The sequence below is a fragment of the Streptomyces hilarionis genome (assembly GCF_024539675.1).
Lineage (GTDB): Bacteria > Actinomycetota > Actinomycetes > Streptomycetales > Streptomycetaceae > Streptomyces > Streptomyces hilarionis.
In genome coordinates this window covers 1-16423 of sequence record NZ_JAHHIT010000109.1, presented here as the reverse complement: position 1 = coordinate 16423, position 16423 = coordinate 1, and the positions used below count along the sequence as shown (strand labels likewise).

The window sequence follows — 16423 nt, the reverse complement described above, 5'->3', positions numbered from 1 at the left end:
CCCCGGGGGATCGGCGCTCCGCCCGTGCCGTGCTACTGGTTCGCGGAGCGGAAGCGCGGGAAGGCGCTGCGGCCGGCGTACACCGCGGCGTCGTCGAGGATCTCCTCGATGCGCAGCAGCTGGTTGTACTTGGCGACGCGGTCCGAGCGGGCCGGGGCGCCGGTCTTGATCTGACCGCAGTTCACCGCGACGGCGAGGTCGGCGATGGTGACGTCCTCGGTCTCGCCGGAGCGGTGGGACATCATGCACTTGAAGCCGTTGCGCTGGGCCATCTCGACGGCGTCCAGGGTCTCGGTCAGCGAGCCGATCTGGTTGACCTTGACGAGCAGGGCGTTCGCGGAGCCCTCCTCGATGCCGCGGGCGAGGCGCTCGGGGTTGGTGACGAAGAGGTCGTCGCCGACGATCTGGACCTTGTCGCCCAGCTTGTCGGTGATGACCTTCCAGCCGGCCCAGTCGTCCTCGAACAGCGGGTCCTCGATGGAGACCAGCGGGTACGCGGAGACGAGCTCCTCGTAGTACTCGGTCATCTCGGCGGCCGAGCGGGACTTGCCCTCGAACTCGTACTTGCCGTCCTTGTAGAACTCGGAGGCGGCGACGTCGAGCGCGAGCGCGATCTGCTCGCCGGGGATGTAACCGGCCTGCTGGACGGCCTCGATGATGAGGTCGAGCGCGGCGCGGTTGGACTCCAGGTTCGGGGCGAAGCCGCCCTCGTCGCCGAGGCCGGTGGACAGGCCCTTGGTCTTCAGCACCTTCTTGAGGGTGTGGTAGACCTCGGCGCCCCAGCGCAGCGCCTCGGAGAAGGACTCCGCGCCGATCGGGGCGATCATGAACTCCTGGATGTCCACGTTGGAGTCGGCGTGCGAGCCGCCGTTCAGGATGTTCATCATCGGAACGGGCAGCAGGTGCGCGTTCGGTCCGCCCAGGTAGCGGAACAGCGGCAGGTCGCTGGCCTCGGAGGCGGCGTGGGCGACGGCGAGCGAGACGCCGAGGATGGCGTTGGCGCCGAGCGAGCCCTTGTTGTCGGTGGCGTCCAGGTCGAACATGGCCTGGTCGATCAGGCGCTGCTCGGTGGCGTCGTAGCCGACGAGCTCCGGGCCGATCTGCTCGATGACGGCGAGGACGGCCTTCTCGACACCCTTGCCGTGGTAGCGGTTGGGGTCGCCGTCGCGGAGCTCGACGGCCTCGAAGGCGCCGGTGGAAGCGCCGGACGGAACGGCGGCACGACCCGTGCTGCCGTCGTCGAGGCCGACCTCGACCTCGACCGTGGGGTTGCCTCGGGAGTCCAGGATTTCCCGGGCTACGACGACGTCGATGGACGGCACGAGCATCTCCTTCTTGGGATGTGACGCTGGTTGTGCGGGGCCCGTGGGCCGTGACGGCCTGCGGCGAGCCTTGCGACTAGAGCCTAACCGCCCCCGGGCCGTCGGCAGCCGACCGACCGTCCCGTGGACAGACAGACCGTACCTATTGTTCACGCCCGGAACAAAGGGGGTGGCCGAGAAAGGTTGCCGGGAGACGTCGGGCGGGCGAAAACGAGGGCGGGAAGCGGGCAAAGAGAAACCCCGCCCCGGTGCGTACGGGGGAACACGCACCGGGGCGGGGAGCCCGTGGGGACGGGGGGCGGCCCTCACGAGGTCCTCAGTGTGCGGACCTCTCCTGTGGGGGCGCTGTGGCCTCTCGGGGAGCCGGGTGTCACTTCAGGTGCAGCTGCTGACCCGGGAAGATGAGGTTGGCGTCCTCGACGATGTCCTTGTTCAGCTCGAACAGCTTGTGCCAGCCGCCCTTGACCTTGTGCTTCGCGGCGATGGAGCTGAGGGTGTCGCCCTTGACGACCTTGTACTCGCCGTCACCCTTCTTGACCTTCTCGCCGGTCGGGGTGGTGACCGTCTTGGAGGCGGCCGGGCGGTCGGTGGAGCGGGAGGCGCTCTGCTTCTCGGTCGAGCGGGTGCTGTTGCCGCTGTCCGACGAACCGGAGGAGCTGGAGGAGCCGGAGGAGTTCGAGGAGTCGGAGCCGCCGTTGTAGGAGGCGCCGGACAGGCCGGTGCCGCAGACCGGCCAGGCGCCCTTGCCCTGGGAGGCGAGGACCTTCTCGGCGACGGAGATCTGCTGCGACTTGGAGGCCTGGTTGGCCTGCGCGGCGTACTGCGTGCCGCCGTACGCGGCCCAGGTGGAGGCGGAGAACTGGAGGCCGCCGTAGTAGCCGTTGCCGGTGTTGATGGACCAGTTGCCGCCGGACTCGCACTGGGCGACCGCGTCCCACTCGGAGGCGGTGGCGGCGGAGGCGTTGCCGGCCGCCATCAGCGGAGCGGCGATGGCGACACCGGTGACGCCGGCCAGAGCGGCGGCGCGGGTGGCCTTGGACGGACGACGGTGCTTGCCCTTGGCGGAAAACAGCATGGTGGATCCCCTCACCGACGCCTGCGAGGTGAGCTGTCGGGTTCGGGCCGTGTGAGTTGCCCGGTCACTCCTCCGGAAGCAGTGCTCCCTGGAGGGGCGACTTCACCCCAAGCCGGATCCAGCCTCTACAGCCGGTCCCGGCGCTTACCTTGGGTCCCCCGCTCCTGCCTACGGCGCTTGACGCGACGACTGTTCCCGGGCTGCCGCTGGCAGGATTCGGCGTTGCGACGGCCGGGGCTCGGGTTGCCGAGCGGCCTCGACCGTAGACACGTGATCCGCCGAATTTCAAAGACGATCAGGGCTTCTGAGACTCATCCCACACTTTCACCAAACCGGACATTCGGCGCGAAGCGTGACGTGAACTCCCGCTGTTTTTACCGGGTTTTGCGCCCTATTGGACGCCTGTGTCGAGGGTCTGACCGGCAGCGATGTCGCTCGGGTCGGCGCCGATGAGGTCCTTGTTCTCGGCGTACAGGGCGCGCCATCCGCCGTCGAGGCCAAGGGAGTCGGCGATGGAGGCGAGCGAGTCGCCCTCCTGGACGACGTAGGTGGCCGCGGCGTGCCGGCCGGCGGAGGCGGGGGCCGCCGCGTTGGGCGCGACGTCCGTGGCGCTCTTGGCCGTGTCCTCCTCGGCGGTGGCGCCGCGGTGGCGGCCGGAGCCGAGGGCGCCGGTGTCGACGAGACTCCAAGAGCCCACATCCTGTACCGACTTGTCCGACTCGTCCGCTTCCGGGGTGACCGTGGGCGAGCCGTCGCCCGTGCGTCCGGCGCCCGCGGCGCCCGAACCCTTGCCCCCGGCGGAGCCGGTGGAGTCGCCCGCGGCTGCGGAGGACGAGGCGGAAGGGGACGAAGAGGACGAAGCCGAGGAAGAGGAGGAAGGCGACCCCGAGGGCGAACCGGCGGGATCCGTGGACGAGTCGGACGAACCGCTCGCATCGGACGAAGCGTCGCCCGAGGCCGCGGAGGAGCCCGCCGAGTCCGAGGAGCCCGAGGATCCGGACAGGCCCCTGGACAGATCGGACAGTCCGGAGGAGGACGAACCGGAGGAGTCGTCCCCCAGGCCCGTGTCCACGTTCAGCGCGCCGTTCGCCTTGGTGAGGCCGCTGGTCAGCCCACAGGTCCCCCACGCGCCGATGCCCTGGGCCGCGAGCACCTTCTGCGCCACCGCGATCTGCTGGTTGCGGCTGGCCAGGTCGGGACGGGCGGCGAAGTCGAGCCCCCCGTACGTCTCCCAGTCCTTCTGGCTGAGGCTCAGACCGCCGAACTCGCCGTCGCCCTTGTCGGCGCTCCACGAGCCGCCGGTCTCGCACTGCGCCACCTTGTCCCACACCGTGCCGTCGGCCGCGCTGGCGCCGGAGGCGGCGAGCAGCGGGATGGCGATGGCCGAGCCGGTCACCCCGGCAGCGACGAGCAGGGCCGGAGCCTGACGGGGGCGACGGTGTCGACCGTTCCCGGAGAGCATGCGGGGGGCCTTTCTCTGGACAGCAGTACCGGCGCGACGGCCGGGACCGACCGGTCGCGCTGACGAGTGAACGTATCGGCAGACGATCACTTGTCACAAGTTCATGCCGCGCAGATCACGTGAAGATCACAGAGTTGAGGAGCGGTCACCTTTGCTTCGCCGAACGGTCACACTCCGGCTGACATGCGGTCAGACCCGGGCCGGTCCGGCATCGGGGCGCTCCGGTTCGAACGCCACCGGCAACGTGCGCAGGCCCCGCATGATGAGCCCGCCCCGCCACCTCAACTCGGCCGGGTCCGCCGCCAGTCGGAGGTCGGGCAGCCGGGTGAGGAGAGTGGCGAGCGCGGTCCGGCCCTCCAGCCGGGCCAGCGGGGCGCCCAGGCAGTAGTGGATGCCGTGCCCGTAGCCGAGGTGCTGGTTGTCCCGGCGGGAGAGGTCGAGCACGTCGGGGTCCGCGAAACGCGCCGGATCGCGGTCGGCCGCCGCGAGGACCACGAGGACGGGGTCGCCGGTCGCGATGTCCTGGCCGCCGACGCGCAGCGGCTCGGTCGCGAACCGCCAGGTCGCCAGCTCCACCGGGCCGTCGTAGCGCAGGAGTTCCTCGATCCCGGTCTCCAGCAGGGACCGGTCGCCGTCGACGCCGGTGAGCGACCGCTGGAGACGGTCACGCTGTTCGGGGTGGGTGAGCAGGGCGTAGGCGCCGTTGCCGATGAGGTTGACCGTCGTCTCGAAGCCGGCGAACAGCAGGATGAAGGCCATGGCCGCGGCCTCGTTCTCGGTGAGGTGCTCGCCGTGGTCGGACGCGCGGATGAGGCCGGAGATGAGGTCCTCGCCGGGGGCCGGCCGGGCGGGCAGCTCCGCGCGTTTGCGGTGGATGAGCTCCAGCAGATAGCCGCGCATCTTCTTCACCGACCGCGCGACCCCGCCACGCGGTCCCCCGCCGTGCCGGATCATCATCCCCGCCCAGTCCCGGAAGTCGTCCTGGTCCTCGCGCGGGACGCCCAGCAGGTCGCAGATGGCGTAGATGGGCAGCGGGAAGGCGAAGTCGTGGATCAGGTCGGCCTCGCCCCGCTGCGCGAACCGGTCGAGGAGCTGGTCGGTCAGCTCCTGCACCCGGGGCGCGAACTCGGCGACCCGGCGCGGTGTGAACGCCTTGCTGACCAGGCGGCGCAGCCGGGTGTGGTCGGGCGGGTCGATGTTCAGCAGATGCGTCATCAGCTCGGCCTTGCGCTCGCCAGGGATGCCGGTCTTCCCCTTCGCGTGGGCGGGCTCGTCGTGGTGCGCGGGGTTCTTGGACAGCCGCGGGTCCGCGAGGGCCTCCTTCGCGTCGGCGTACCGGGTGACCAGCCAGGCCTCGACACCGCTGGGCAGCTCGGTGCGGTGCACGGGGGCGTGCTCGCGCAGCCACGCGTAGGCGGGATAGGGGTCGGTGGCGAACTCCCAGGTGAACAGCTCGGGAGCGGGCGGGACGTCGGCCTGGGGGCGGGGCTGGTTGGTCACTCCTCGACGGTAGCGGGGCCCTCGGCGACCACCGCGCGCGCACCCGGATGCCCCAGCTCGGCGGCGCGGCGGTACCAGAGGTCCGCCTCCGGCGACCCCTGCGCGCGCAACAGCTCCGCCAGACGGTAGGCGCCGTAGGCGTCGCCGCCCCGATAGCCCTGTTCGTAGTGCTCGCGGGCCCGCTCCGGATCCCCCTTCTTCTCCTGGGCGACACCGCGGTGGGTCATTGCCATGGCACGACTGACCTCGTCGGAGAAGTGCTTCTCGGCAGCGTCCGCGATCTCCTCGCGGCCCAGTTCCAGGAGTCCGGCGGCCGCCCGGTCACCGGCGTCCTTCGCCCGGGACAGGAACGCCTCGGCGAGCTCACGCTCACCCATGAGCATCGTGTACATGGCCAGACCGCGGGCAACGGCCGCGTGACCCCACCGGTGAGCCCACGCGTAGTGCTCCAGCGCCTCGAGGACCTCACCGCGTCCGAACTCGAGGTCGCCCAGGCGCCGGGCCGCCCGGGGGTCCTTCTCCTGTGCCGCTCTGCGCAGCCACTGCTCGGCCAGGGCCAGGTGGGCCTCGCCGACCAGCCGGGTCCCGGGGCCGCCCGGCCCGAGTCCGGCGGCGGCCCGCAGATAGGGCAGCGCCTCCTCCGGCTCGCCCCGCCCGAGGAGCCGCTCCCCGACCTGCCCCGACAGCTCCGCCTTCCCGGCGTCCACGGCCTTGCGCAGCCAGTCGAGCTCGCCGGGCCCGCCCTCCTCGACCAGGCTCAGCATGTACATCGCCTCGGCGTCCCCCGCCTGCGCCTTCGGGGCGAAGACACCGCGCGCGGCGCCGCGCACGGCCTCCCGCACCGCGGGGTCGTAGGCGGCGCTCTTCAGCACGCAGCGCCAGACCTCGTCGGGCACGTCCGGGGCCTGCGCGTCCTGCGTCACGTCCGCGACGAGGGAGCCGTGCGGACGCCAGGTCCGCTCGCTCCCGCCGACCCGGCGATCGGCGCCGCGCACCAGCATCCCGGTGACCTCGTGTCGGCACTCGGCCGCCCAGTCCAGCGCCTCGGCGAAGGCCTCGCCGTCGTGGAACCTGCCGCTGTGTCGTCTTCCGTAGGACCGGAAGGCCTCCTCCAGCACCTCCTGGGGGATGTCGCCCGTGACGCCGCACCGCACCAGGTCGACGGCGGCGCGGATGAGGAGGTGCCGTCCGGGGTTCGGGCTGCGCGAGGTGCGGGACCGCCGCCACATCGCCGACAGCAGCGGGGCGACGGCCAGATACCGGGTGAGGCCGGTGCCGCCGTGCCGTCGCGCGGCCTCGACGAGCCGTGGGTCGTACGCCACGCCGGCCAGCCGCTGCCGTTCGGCCGCGCTCCAGCCGGTGGCCAGCCGCTCCGTCCTGGCCGAGACGAGCAGCCGGTGCGCCGGTCCGTCGGCGGACAGATGGTCGTCGTAGGCGTGGTCGCTCATCGTGCCCAGGACGGGCACGCCCAGCTTGGTCAGCTGGGCCAGCAGGGCGGGCTCCAGGCCGTGTTCGCCCACATGGGCGTCGAGGTCGTCCAGCCACAGCACATGGTCGCCGGTGCGGTCGCGCAGCAGGCCGGGCAGAGCGCGCAGGTCCGTGCCGGGGGCCGGCGCGTACACGCGGGCGCCCGCCGGCGCGTGGCGGCGCAGGGTCTCCCAGGCCGTCCTGGACCGGCCCGACATCGGGCCGCCGGTGATGACCAGCAGCCCGTCCTCGTCGCACCACCGGGTCAGCGCGTGGTCGACGTCCCGGCTCACGTAGGGCGGCAGGCGCGGCAGGTCGGGAAGACGACGCGCCGGGCGCACCCCGAGCGCGATCGGGTCGGCCTCGTCCACCGTGGGCCAGCCGTCCGGGTCGGGCAGCCCGTAGGCCCCGGGCGGCGCGACCGGGTGGACGGTGTTGTTCTGGACGCCGACGACGGGCGCGAAGTAGGTCCCCCCGGTGAAGCCGATCTCGTCACCGGACGGCCGCCGGGCCGCGACCGCCGGCCCGGCGCCGGGAGCGGCCGGAGCGGGCGCCGCGGGCCGCACGGCGGTTTCGGCGGCCCCCGCGGACGGTCCCGGCCGCGCGGGACTGCCGGGCACGGGACCGCGGTGCGCCCCGGCGCCCCGGCCGGGCTCGACGCCGGACCCCGTCAGGAGCTCGGGCTCGGCTTCGGCCTCGGCCTCGGGTTCGGGTTCGGCGAAGAGGGCGATCAGCGCCCGCAGTTCGCTCGCCGCCTCCTGCGTGGCGGCGTCGGTGAGCGCCGCCCGGAAGTACACGCCGAAGTAGCCGACCCTGTAGTGGGTGGACATGCCGTGGTCGGGAGAGGAGAGGATCCGGTCGAGCGAGGTGCTCGCGTACTCCTCGAACCAGTGCCGGAACGCCGACCGGACGGTCTGCTCCCGCGGTGAGCGCAGTCCCTCCTCCAGCGTCCGTGCGCCGCTGAAGGCCAGCTGATGCAGCTCGCTCTGCCCGTCCATGCACGCCCCCGTACCCCGCCGCCCGCCCGGCCCGCCGCACGCTCGAAGGGCCACCGTACTAAGGCGCAACCCCTTCGGTGGCCCGGATCGCGTCGCGGTACGCGCGGGCCGCCGCCCGCAGCGCCGCCTCGGGGTCCACACCCTCGGACTCGGCGCGCGCGGCCAGGGCCAGCAGCTCGTACCCGATGCCGTCGGCGCCCCCTCCGCCCGTGCCGGAAGCGTCGGCCGCCGGCAGCGGCACGTCCAGCCCCGCCGTCCTGGCCCGTGCCACCAGCTTGGCGGCGAGGGCGAGTCCGGGCTGGTGGAGGGGGACGCCGTCCGTCACGGACGCGCGTCGTTTCTCGGCCGCTTTCGTGCGCAGCCAGTGCTCCTTGACCTCTTCCGGGGTCGTGGCCACGGCGTCGCCGAAGACATGGGGGTGGCGGTGGACGAGCTTGGCGACGATCGTGCCCGCCACGTCGTCGACGGAGAAGGGGGCCTCCTCGTCCTCCTCGGCGATGCGGGCGTGGAAGACGACCTGGAGCAGGACGTCGCCGAGTTCCTCGCGCAGTTCGTCGCGGTCGCCGTCCTCGATCGCCTCGACCAGTTCGTACGACTCCTCGACCGCGTACTTCGCCAGGCCCCGGTGGGTCTGCCGGGAGGACCAGGGGCACTCGGCGCGGATGCGGTCCATGACCTGGACGAGGTCGAGGAGGCGGGCGCCGGGCAGGTCGTAGGAGGCGGGGAGCAGTTCCAGCTCGGGCATCGCCACGCGGCCGGAGCCCGCCAGCCGGGCCAGCCCGTCCGTGAGCGCGGGCTCGCCCTCGCCGGTCGCCACCACGACGACCGTGCGGCCGCCCGCACAGGCGGCGAGGAGGCTCTCGGCGGTCGGGGCCGTCTCCTCGACCGTGAGCCCGGCCTCGCGCAGATAGGGCAGGTGCGGATGCGCGCCGTCCGCGCACAGCACCCGGTCCGCCGTGTGCAGGGCCTGCCAGGCGGGCCAGGACAGCAGACCGGGGGCGACACGGTGGCTGGTGGTGAGCAGGACGATGCGGCCGGGGGCCGAGGGGTCCTCGACGACCGCGGCGGGGCCGCCGGCCGGGCGGCCGCCGGACGGGCTGGATGCGTTCACCCCTCGAACGTAACCCACGCCCGGCGGCGGGCCTCCGGGTTGTCCACAGGCCCGGCGCATTCGTCATACCGGTCGGGCCGCGGACGCGGACCCGTCAGGCCGTCCGCTGGGTTCCCGCCGTCGAGACCTCGCGCACCCACGGGGTCTTCGCGTCGACGCGGGAGACCTTGCGGGCGTCCCAGCTGCCGTAGCGCGGGTTGAGATCGACGCCGAGGGCCTTGGACGCCTTGGACAGGGCGTTCCAGAACGCGGGCTGGCTGGTGTTCGTGCCCAGTTCGGTGGCGAGCTTCTGGGCCTCCAGCTGGAGACGGAGGTTCTCGTCGAGGCGCTGCGGCGGGATGCCGTACTGCTGGAGCCACGCCTTCCGGAGCCCCTCCGCGCCCCCGGCCTGCTGTTCCAGGCCGGCCCGCATCTCCTGGACCTCGTGGGTCGTGACGGTGATGCCAGCGTCCTCGGCGGCCCGCTGGAGCACTTGGTCGAGGACCATGCTGTGCAGGGTGTCGCGGGTGAGGGTGCCGGTCTGGGCGACGGCCTGCGCGTACTGCGCGTCGTCGGTGACGGCGGCGCGCTGGGCGGCGCGGACCTCCTTCACCCGGCCCTCCAGCTGTGCGACGGTGATGCGCTGCCCGCCGACGACGGCCGCCGCGCCGGGATGCGCGTCGCTCCCGCAGGCGGCCAGAAGAGGGGCCGCCGCGATCACGGCGGACAGCAGGAGCGCGGTGCGACGACGGCGGTGCAAGGAAACCTCCCGAGGAGATTGCAACAACAAGTGCGGCGCCCAGCCCTCCACCAGGGGTGGTGGCCGGGCGACGGGCGGGCGCACAAAGTCTTGCGGTGATCGATGGTAGGCAGTGGCAGGCCCGGGGCCAACCCATTCGACCAACGATTCACCAGGACTTCGGGCACCGCCGCGCCCACTCTCGGCCCGCTCTTCGGTGCGCTCCGCGCGTGGCGGCGCTCAGCCGACCAGGGCGACCGGCGCGTCCCACGTGTCGCGGTCCACGGTGATCGTGTAACCGCCGCGGGTCTCCTTGCTGTTCACCAGGAACTGGTGGCCGCGGCTGTGATCGGTGAACTGGGTGGCGCCCCAGGGCCAGTCCGTGGTCGTGGTGTCCTTCTTGTCCCACAGGGCGTACCACAGGTTGCCCGGCAGGTCGGTCTTGTTCGTCGCGGTGGCGATCGCCTTGGCGCTGGAGCTGCTGAAGCCGTAGTACCCGGCGCGGTAGGTCTTGGCACGCAGCGTCTTGCTGAAGGAGCGGACGTAGGCCAGCACGGCGTCGTTGCACGACGTGTTCGTGATGTCGTACGCCTCCATGTCGAGGTAGACCGGGCTGCCCGCCTTCATGCCGAGGGCGGACGCCTTGGCGACGGCGTCCGCCGCGTCGGTCGCGCCCAGGGAGGTCGCCGTGGCGGCGGTGATCTTCTCGGGGCTGGAGCCGGTCTGGCAGGGCGGCTGGGCCCCGACGTACAGCGGGATGAGCTTCCAGCCGAGCGTATTGACCGACTTCACCCAGGAAGCGGTCAGGTTGGGCTGCGCGCAGCCGCGGTTCTTGCCGCCCACGTAGACGGCCGCGCCGCCGTAGTAGCCGTCGGTCTTCCAGGCCTTCATCGCGGCCAGGGAGGGCGCGGTGCAGGTGTCGAAGGCACGGCCGGTGTACGTCTTCTGGGCGGGCCACACGGTGGCCGCCATCGACGTCTGGGCGGCTATGCCCGCCCCCGCGAGGACGGCCGCGCCGGCCACGCCCCACGTGATGTATCTGCGCTTCCTGGACTGCCGGTGCTCGGCCATCCCCCACCCCATCGTTCAAGTGTGCGCGGCGCGGAAGGCGCCGTGCGACGGTGTCTCGCCAGGTCTCCCCGTGGTGCGCTGCGTCGCGCCGGGGTCCTGGGGTACTGCGTTCGGGGCACGACGATACGGCGTCGTCTCGACGTCCTGAACAGCAAAACGGATCGCACGGTACCTTGCGGCGTCTCCGCGTTCGGGAAACGGGGCTCCTGCACGGCGGCAAGATATGTCCATGTCACGGTAAAGGAGCGACCTTCCGGCGCGGTCCGCCTGGGGGCCGGTGCGTGCCCTACCCTTGCTCCCTGGTGACTTGGGGGGCGACATGACGATGCCGACGGCGGCGACGGGCGAGGGCAGACGGCTGGAGGGCGGCTGGTTCCAGCGCCTGGCCTGGACGGCCCTGGTGTGGGGCTCGCTGGGCTTCCTCGCGTGGGTGCCCTTCCTGTACGCGGCGATCCGCCGCGGGCTGCCCTCGGACTGGACGGCCGTCGGGGCGTTCGCCCTGTACGAGTGCGTGATCGTGACGATGACGGCGGTCTCGGAAGGCGACGACGGCGACGTCTACTTCGGCATGACCTTCCTGACCGCGCTGATCACGGCGACGGTGCTGCTGCTGTTCGCGGTCTTCGACGGGAAGACGCAGCGGTCGGTCCCCGCCTACGGGGCCGCGCAGGCCAACCCCTACCAGCAGGGCTATCCCTACGGGCGGTAGCCCAGGCGGCCGCCCCCGGGGACGGCCCCGAGGGCCACGGCGGGCAGCGGTGCGTCAGCCCGCGTGGAAGCGCCCCGGCGCCTTGGTGGGGTTGCCCCCGGAGGGGAGCCTCTGCCCGGGGCAGGCCGTCAGGACCTTCTCCATGGCGGCCTTCTCGGCCGCGCTGACCCACAGTTCGTACTTCTTCTTCACCGCGACCTGCGCCGCGACGTAGGTGCACCGGTAGGCCTTGTTGGGCGGCAGCCAGGTCGCCGTGTCGCCGTCGCCCTTGGAGCGGTTGGTGCTCGCGTCCACCGCCAGCAGGTTGAGCGGGTCGTTGGCGAGGGCTATGCGCTTGCCCGCGTCCCAGTACTTGGCGCCCTTCTGCCAGGCGTCGGACAGGGCGACCATGTGGTCGATGTCGACCTTGCTGCTGCCCCGCCGGTAGGTCACGTCCTTGCCCGAGTAGGGGTCGGACTCCAGCACGCCGTAGGACACCTTGCAGTGGCCGCCGGTGAACCTCACCTGGTCCAGGTCGCGTTTGAGGATGTCGTCCCGGGTGTCGCAGGCGTTGGAGTCCGTGTCCGCCCAGGCGGTGCCGAACTTCTCCCGGTCGTAACCCGTCTTGGGCGCCCGCCCCTTCACGGGCAGCGACCTGGCCGCCGCGAGGGCCGCCCCGCCGCCGGCCGTCGCCCCGGCCTCCCCGGGGCCGGAACCCGTGCCGGCTCCCGCGCCGGTCACCTGCTCGGCGCACCCGGACACCGTCACGGCACACATCAGCACGACGGCAGCCGCCGTCCCGCCCCTCAGACGCCTCACGCGCCCCTCCCCTCTTCCGTCCGCCCGCCACCCCGCACAGGGCGCATTCCCCTGCCGGAGCCCGGCACACACCGTAGCGAGGGGGCGCACGGAGGCGGCGGGCGGTCCAGACCACCGGGCACTCAAGTGGGCATACGACGCATCCCGGGAATATCGTCGAAGGCGAGTCACCTTCGCAAAGGAGCTCCGGATGGGCATCTTCGACAGGTTCAAGAGCAACAAGGCGGCCCAGGACAAGGCCAGGGACATGTCCGACGCCGCCGAACGCAAGGTCAACGAGAAGACGGGCGACAAGTACGAGTCCCAGGTCGACGCCGGGCAGCAGAAGCTGCACGAGCGGCTCGGCATGGACGAGGACCGGCCCGAACAGCCGTAGCCCGCGGATGCCGCCCGGCGATGCCGCCCCCGGGGAACGATCTCCCCGGGGGCGGCGTCCGCGCGCACCGGCCGCCGTGTCGCCGGCCGCCGCGCGGCCGCCGGCGCGTTACGAGCCCAGCACCGTCGCCAGGAACTCCCCGACCCAGCCGAGCAGTTCGCGCCCGACGAGCGGCTTGCCGCCGACCTTCGCGGTCTTCGGGCGGGGCACCAGGATCTGGTGCGCGGCCGGCTTGATGACCGACCCGGGGTACAGCCGCTTCAGACGCAGTTCCTGCGACTCGCGCAACTCCACCGGCGCGAAGCGGATGTTGGCGCCCTGAAGCACGACCTCGCCCACGTCGCACGCGCGGGCCAGCATCCGCAGCCCCGCCACCAGCAGCAGGTTCTCCACCGGCTCCGGCAACTTGCCGTAGCGGTCGACGAGTTCCTCGCGGACGGCCTTGACGTCGTCCTCGGAGTTGGCGGACGCGATCGCCCGGTAGGCCTGAAGGCGCAGCCGCTCGCCGGGCGCGTAGTCGTGCGGGACGTGCGCGTCGACCGGCAGCTCGATCTTGACCTCGAGCGGCGGCTCCTCCTCGATCGCGCCGGTCTCCAGCTGGCGCCGGTAGTCCGCGACGGCCTCGCCGACCATGCGGACGTACAGGTCGAAGCCGACGCCCGCGATGTGGCCGGACTGCTCGCCGCCGAGCAGGTTGCCCGCGCCGCGGATCTCCAGGTCCTTCATCGCCACGTACATGCCCGCGCCCATCTCGGTGTGCTGGGCGATCGTGGCGAGCCGCTCGTGCGCGGTCTCCGTGAGGGGCTTCTCCGGCGGGTAGAGGAAGTAGGCGTAGCCGCGCTCGCGGCCCCGGCCCACGCGGCCGCGCAGCTGGTGGAGCTGGGACAGGCCGAAGGTGTCGCCGCGCTCCACGATCAGGGTGTTGGCGTTGGAGATGTCGATGCCGGACTCGACGATCGTCGTCGAGACGAGCACGTCGAACTTCTTCTCCCAGAAGTCGACGACGACCTGCTCCAGCGCCGTCTCCGACATCTGGCCGTGCGCGGTGGCGATGCGCGCCTCGGGCACGATCTCGCGCAGCCGCGCGGCCGCCCGGTCGATCGACTCGACCCGGTTGTGGATGTAGAAGACCTGGCCCTCGCGCAGCAGTTCACGGCGGACGGCGGCGCCGATCTGCTTCTGCTCGTACGGTCCGACGAAGGTGAGCACCGGGTGGCGCTCCTCCGGCGGGGTGGTGATCGTCGACATCTCGCGGATGCCGGTGACCGCCATCTCCAGGGTTCTGGGGATGGGGGTGGCCGACATCGTCAGGACGTCCACGTTCGCGCGGAGCTTCTTCAGCTGCTCCTTGTGCTCGACGCCGAAACGCTGCTCCTCGTCGACGATGACGAGACCGAGGTCCTTGAACTTCGTCTCGGAGGAGAACAGCCGGTGGGTGCCGATGACGACGTCCACCGAGCCCTCGCGCAGGCCTTCCAGGGTGGCCTTCGCCTCCGTGTCGGTCTGGAAGCGGGACAGGGCGCGCACCTTCACCGGGAACTGCGCGTAGCGCTCGCTGAACGTGCCGAAGTGCTGCTGCACGAGCAGGGTCGTCGGCACGAGGACGGCGACCTGCTTGCCGTCCTGGACGGCCTTGAACGCGGCGCGGACGGCGATCTCGGTCTTGCCGTAGCCGACGTCGCCGCAGATCAGACGGTCCATCGGGACCGTCTTCTCCATGTCGTCCTTGACCTCGGCGATGGTGGTGAGCTGGTCGGGCGTCTCCGCGTAGGGGAAGGCGTCCTCCAGTTCGCGCTGCCAGGGGGTGTCGGTTCCGAAGGCGTGGCCGGGGGCCGCCATCCGCGCGCTGTAGAGCTTGATCAGGTCGGCGGCGATCTCCTTGACGGCCTTCTTGGCGCGCGCCTTCGTCTTCGTCCAGTCGGCGCCGCCGAGGCGGTGCAGCGTGGGGGCCTCGCCGCCGACGTACTTGGTGATCTGCTCCAGCTGGTCGGTCGGGATGTAGAGGCGGTCGCCGGGCTGGCCGCGCTTGGCGGGCGCGTACTCCACGACGAGGTACTCGCGGGTGGCGCCCTGGACGGTGCGCTGCACCATCTCGATGTAGCGGCCCACGCCGTGCTGCTCGTGGACGATGTAGTCGCCCGCCTCCAGGGTGAGCGGGTCGATGGTCTTCCTGCGCCGCGCGGGCATGCGCGCGCCGTCCTTGCCGGCGGCCTTCTGGCCGGACAGGTCGGTCTCGGTCAGGACGGCCAGGCGCAGCGCGTGGTCGACGAAGCCGTAGTCGATCGAGCCGCAGGAGACATGCACGAGCGAGGGGCTCAGCTCGGTGAGGTCGCTGTCCAGGCGGGCGGCGACGCCCTCGCCGCCGAGCACCTCGACCGTGCGGGCGGCCGGGCCGTGGGCCTCGGTGACGAAGGCGACGCGCCAGCCGTCGGCCAGCCAGCCCTTGGTGTCGGCGAGGGCCTTGGCGGTGTCGCCGCGGTAGGTCTCGGGGGCGTGCATGCCGAGCTGGAGGGTGTCCGCCTCCAGCTCCAGGTCGGCCGCGAACGGCGACACCGACCACCACATCATGTCGAGCTCGCGGGCGCGGTCGCGGACGTCGGCGATGGACCACAGGGAGGCCGCGCCGACGTCGATGGGCGCGTCCCCGCCGCCGGCCGTGGCGGCCCAGGACGCCTGGAGGAACTCCTGCGAGGTGGCCACGAGGTCGGCGGCACGCGTGCGGACCCGCTCGGGGTCGCAGACGACGGCCATGGCGCCCTTGGGCAGGACGTCGACGAGGAGTTCCATGTCGTCGACGAGGACCGGGGCGAGGGACTCCATGCCCTCGACGGCGATGCCCTCGGCGATCTTCCCCAGCAGTTCGCCCAGCTCGGGGTGGAGCTCGGCGAGGTCCCGGGCGCGGGTGCGCACGTCGTCGGTCAGCAGCAGCTCGCGGCAGGGCGGGGCCCACAGGCCGTGCTCGGCGACTTCCAGGGAGCGCTGGTCGGCGACCTTGAAGTAGCGGATCTCCTCGACGTCGTCGCCCCAGAACTCGACGCGCAGGGGGTGTTCCTCGGTGGGCGGGAACACGTCCAGGATGCCGCCGCGCACGGCGAACTCGCCGCGCTTCTCGACGAGTTCCACGCGCGCGTAGGCGGCCGCGGCGAGGGCTTCGACGATCTCGTTCAGGTCGGCCGTCTGCCCGGAGCGCAGCGCCACCGGTTCCAGGTCGCCGAGTCCCTTGACCTGCGGCTGGAGCACGGATCGCACGGGTGCGACGACGACGGAGACCGGGCCGGTCTCCGGGTCGTCGGGGCGCGGGTGGGCGAGGCGGCGCAGGACGGCCAGGCGGCGGCCGACGGTGTCGCTGCGGGGGCTGAGGCGTTCGTGCGGGAGGGTCTCCCAGGAGGGGTATTCCACGACGCCGTCGGCCGGGAGCAGCGAGCGCAGGGCGGCGGCCAGGTCCTCGGCCTCGCGGCCGGTGGCCGTGACGGCGAGGACCGTGCGGGCGGTCTCGCGGGCGAGGGCGGCGATCGCGAAGGGGCGGGCGGCCGGCGGGCCGACCAGGTCGACGTGCATGCGGTTGCCGTCGGCGGCCGCGGGGATGGCTTCCGCGAGGGCGGCGTCCTTGACGACGGCGTCGAGCAGACCGTGCAGGCTCATGGGGGGCTTTCCGTCTGAGGAGGGGCATCGCAAACAGCCCGACACGTCGAACGGGCCGGGGCTGCCAAGCGTACGACGCCCGGGGCCGGACCGCCCCGCGTCGCCGGACGAAGCCCGGGCCCGGCGCCCGGCCCGTCGCCCCGCCGCACGGGTCCGCGCGCGGACCCGTGCGGC

Annotated in this window: 12 protein-coding genes and 1 riboswitch; of the genes, 2 read left to right on the top strand and 10 right to left on the bottom strand. The window is 72.4% G+C overall.

Annotated elements, in window-relative coordinates; all coding sequences use genetic code 11:
- Positions 1-32: 32 nt before the first annotated feature.
- The 8 genes from eno to KMS84_RS25230 all read right to left on the bottom strand — a co-directional run bounded on the left by eno (position 33) and on the right by KMS84_RS25230 (position 10724).
- Positions 33-1328 carry a phosphopyruvate hydratase gene (gene eno / locus KMS84_RS25265; protein ID WP_256918753.1) on the bottom strand — a complete coding sequence of 432 codons (1296 nt, stop codon included), beginning with the start codon at positions 1326-1328 and terminating at the stop codon, positions 33-35.
- Positions 1329-1692: 364 nt separating this feature from the next.
- Entirely contained in the window at positions 1693-2397 is a 705-nt protein-coding gene (locus KMS84_RS25260; RefSeq protein WP_256918752.1) for a LysM peptidoglycan-binding domain-containing protein, read from the bottom strand.
- 3 nt (positions 2398-2400) lie between these two features.
- A riboswitch (cyclic di-AMP (ydaO/yuaA leader) is annotated at positions 2401-2583 on the bottom strand.
- Between the two features lie 205 nt (positions 2584-2788).
- Positions 2789-3859, bottom strand: coding sequence for a LysM peptidoglycan-binding domain-containing protein (locus KMS84_RS25255; RefSeq protein ID WP_256918751.1), 1071 nt, complete (start codon positions 3857-3859; stop codon positions 2789-2791).
- 189 nt (positions 3860-4048) lie between these two features.
- Positions 4049-5359: a cytochrome P450 family protein gene (locus KMS84_RS25250; protein ID WP_256918750.1), complete on the bottom strand. Its 1311-nt coding sequence runs from the start codon at positions 5357-5359 to the stop codon at positions 4049-4051.
- A complete protein-coding gene (locus tag KMS84_RS25245; RefSeq protein WP_256918749.1) occupies positions 5356-7824 on the bottom strand; it encodes a tetratricopeptide repeat protein in 2469 nt (822 codons plus the stop codon). Before KMS84_RS25245 ends, KMS84_RS25250 begins: the two co-directional genes overlap by 4 nt.
- Positions 7825-7882: 58 nt before the next feature.
- Positions 7883-8953, bottom strand: a complete 1071-nt coding sequence (locus tag KMS84_RS25240) for a nucleoside triphosphate pyrophosphohydrolase (protein ID WP_256918748.1) — start codon at positions 8951-8953, stop codon at positions 7883-7885.
- A 76-nt stretch (positions 8954-9029) separates the two neighbouring features.
- A complete protein-coding gene (locus tag KMS84_RS25235; RefSeq protein ID WP_256918747.1) occupies positions 9030-9674 on the bottom strand; it encodes a SurA N-terminal domain-containing protein in 645 nt (214 codons plus the stop codon).
- 219 nt (positions 9675-9893) lie between these two features.
- On the bottom strand, positions 9894-10724 hold the full coding sequence (locus tag KMS84_RS25230) for a glycoside hydrolase domain-containing protein (protein WP_256918768.1): 831 nt from the start codon (positions 10722-10724) through the stop codon (positions 9894-9896).
- A gap of 319 nt (positions 10725-11043) precedes the next feature.
- Here KMS84_RS25230 and KMS84_RS25225 point away from each other — a divergent pair, with 319 nt between their 5' ends.
- Positions 11044-11433, top strand: coding sequence for a hypothetical protein (locus KMS84_RS25225; RefSeq protein ID WP_256918746.1), 390 nt, complete (start codon positions 11044-11046; stop codon positions 11431-11433).
- Positions 11434-11487: 54 nt separating this feature from the next.
- Here KMS84_RS25225 and KMS84_RS25220 read toward each other — a convergent pair whose 3' ends face one another.
- Entirely contained in the window at positions 11488-12231 is a 744-nt protein-coding gene (locus KMS84_RS25220; protein WP_256918745.1) for an HNH endonuclease family protein, read from the bottom strand.
- Positions 12232-12421: 190 nt separating this feature from the next.
- On the opposite strand from KMS84_RS25220, the gene KMS84_RS25215 reads away from it, so the two are divergent.
- Entirely contained in the window at positions 12422-12607 is a 186-nt protein-coding gene (locus KMS84_RS25215; RefSeq protein WP_256918744.1) for an antitoxin, read from the top strand.
- Positions 12608-12715: 108 nt separating this feature from the next.
- On the opposite strand, the gene mfd is transcribed toward KMS84_RS25215, so the two are convergent.
- Positions 12716-16249: a transcription-repair coupling factor gene (gene mfd / locus KMS84_RS25210; protein WP_256918743.1), complete on the bottom strand. Its 3534-nt coding sequence runs from the start codon at positions 16247-16249 to the stop codon at positions 12716-12718.
- Between the last annotated feature and the right edge of the window lie 174 nt (positions 16250-16423).

What these genes read in the sequence shown, in the direction of transcription:
- KMS84_RS25255 (WP_256918751.1), bottom strand. Translation starts at nt 3,859, where the DNA reads ATGCTCTCCGGGAACGGTCGACACCGTCGCCCCCGTCAGGCTCCGGCC.
- KMS84_RS25260 (WP_256918752.1), bottom strand. Translation starts at nt 2,397, where the DNA reads ATGCTGTTTTCCGCCAAGGGCAAGCACCGTCGTCCGTCCAAGGCCACC.
- KMS84_RS25215 (WP_256918744.1), top strand. Translation starts at nt 12,422, where the DNA reads ATGGGCATCTTCGACAGGTTCAAGAGCAACAAGGCGGCCCAGGACAAG.
- KMS84_RS25245 (WP_256918749.1), bottom strand. Translation starts at nt 7,824, where the DNA reads ATGGACGGGCAGAGCGAGCTGCATCAGCTGGCCTTCAGCGGCGCACGG.
- mfd (WP_256918743.1), bottom strand. Translation starts at nt 16,249, where the DNA reads ATGAGCCTGCACGGTCTGCTCGACGCCGTCGTCAAGGACGCCGCCCTC.
- KMS84_RS25225 (WP_256918746.1), top strand. Translation starts at nt 11,044, where the DNA reads ATGACGATGCCGACGGCGGCGACGGGCGAGGGCAGACGGCTGGAGGGC.
- KMS84_RS25230 (WP_256918768.1), bottom strand. Translation starts at nt 10,724, where the DNA reads ATGGCCGAGCACCGGCAGTCCAGGAAGCGCAGATACATCACGTGGGGC.
- eno (WP_256918753.1), bottom strand. Translation starts at nt 1,328, where the DNA reads ATGCTCGTGCCGTCCATCGACGTCGTCGTAGCCCGGGAAATCCTGGAC.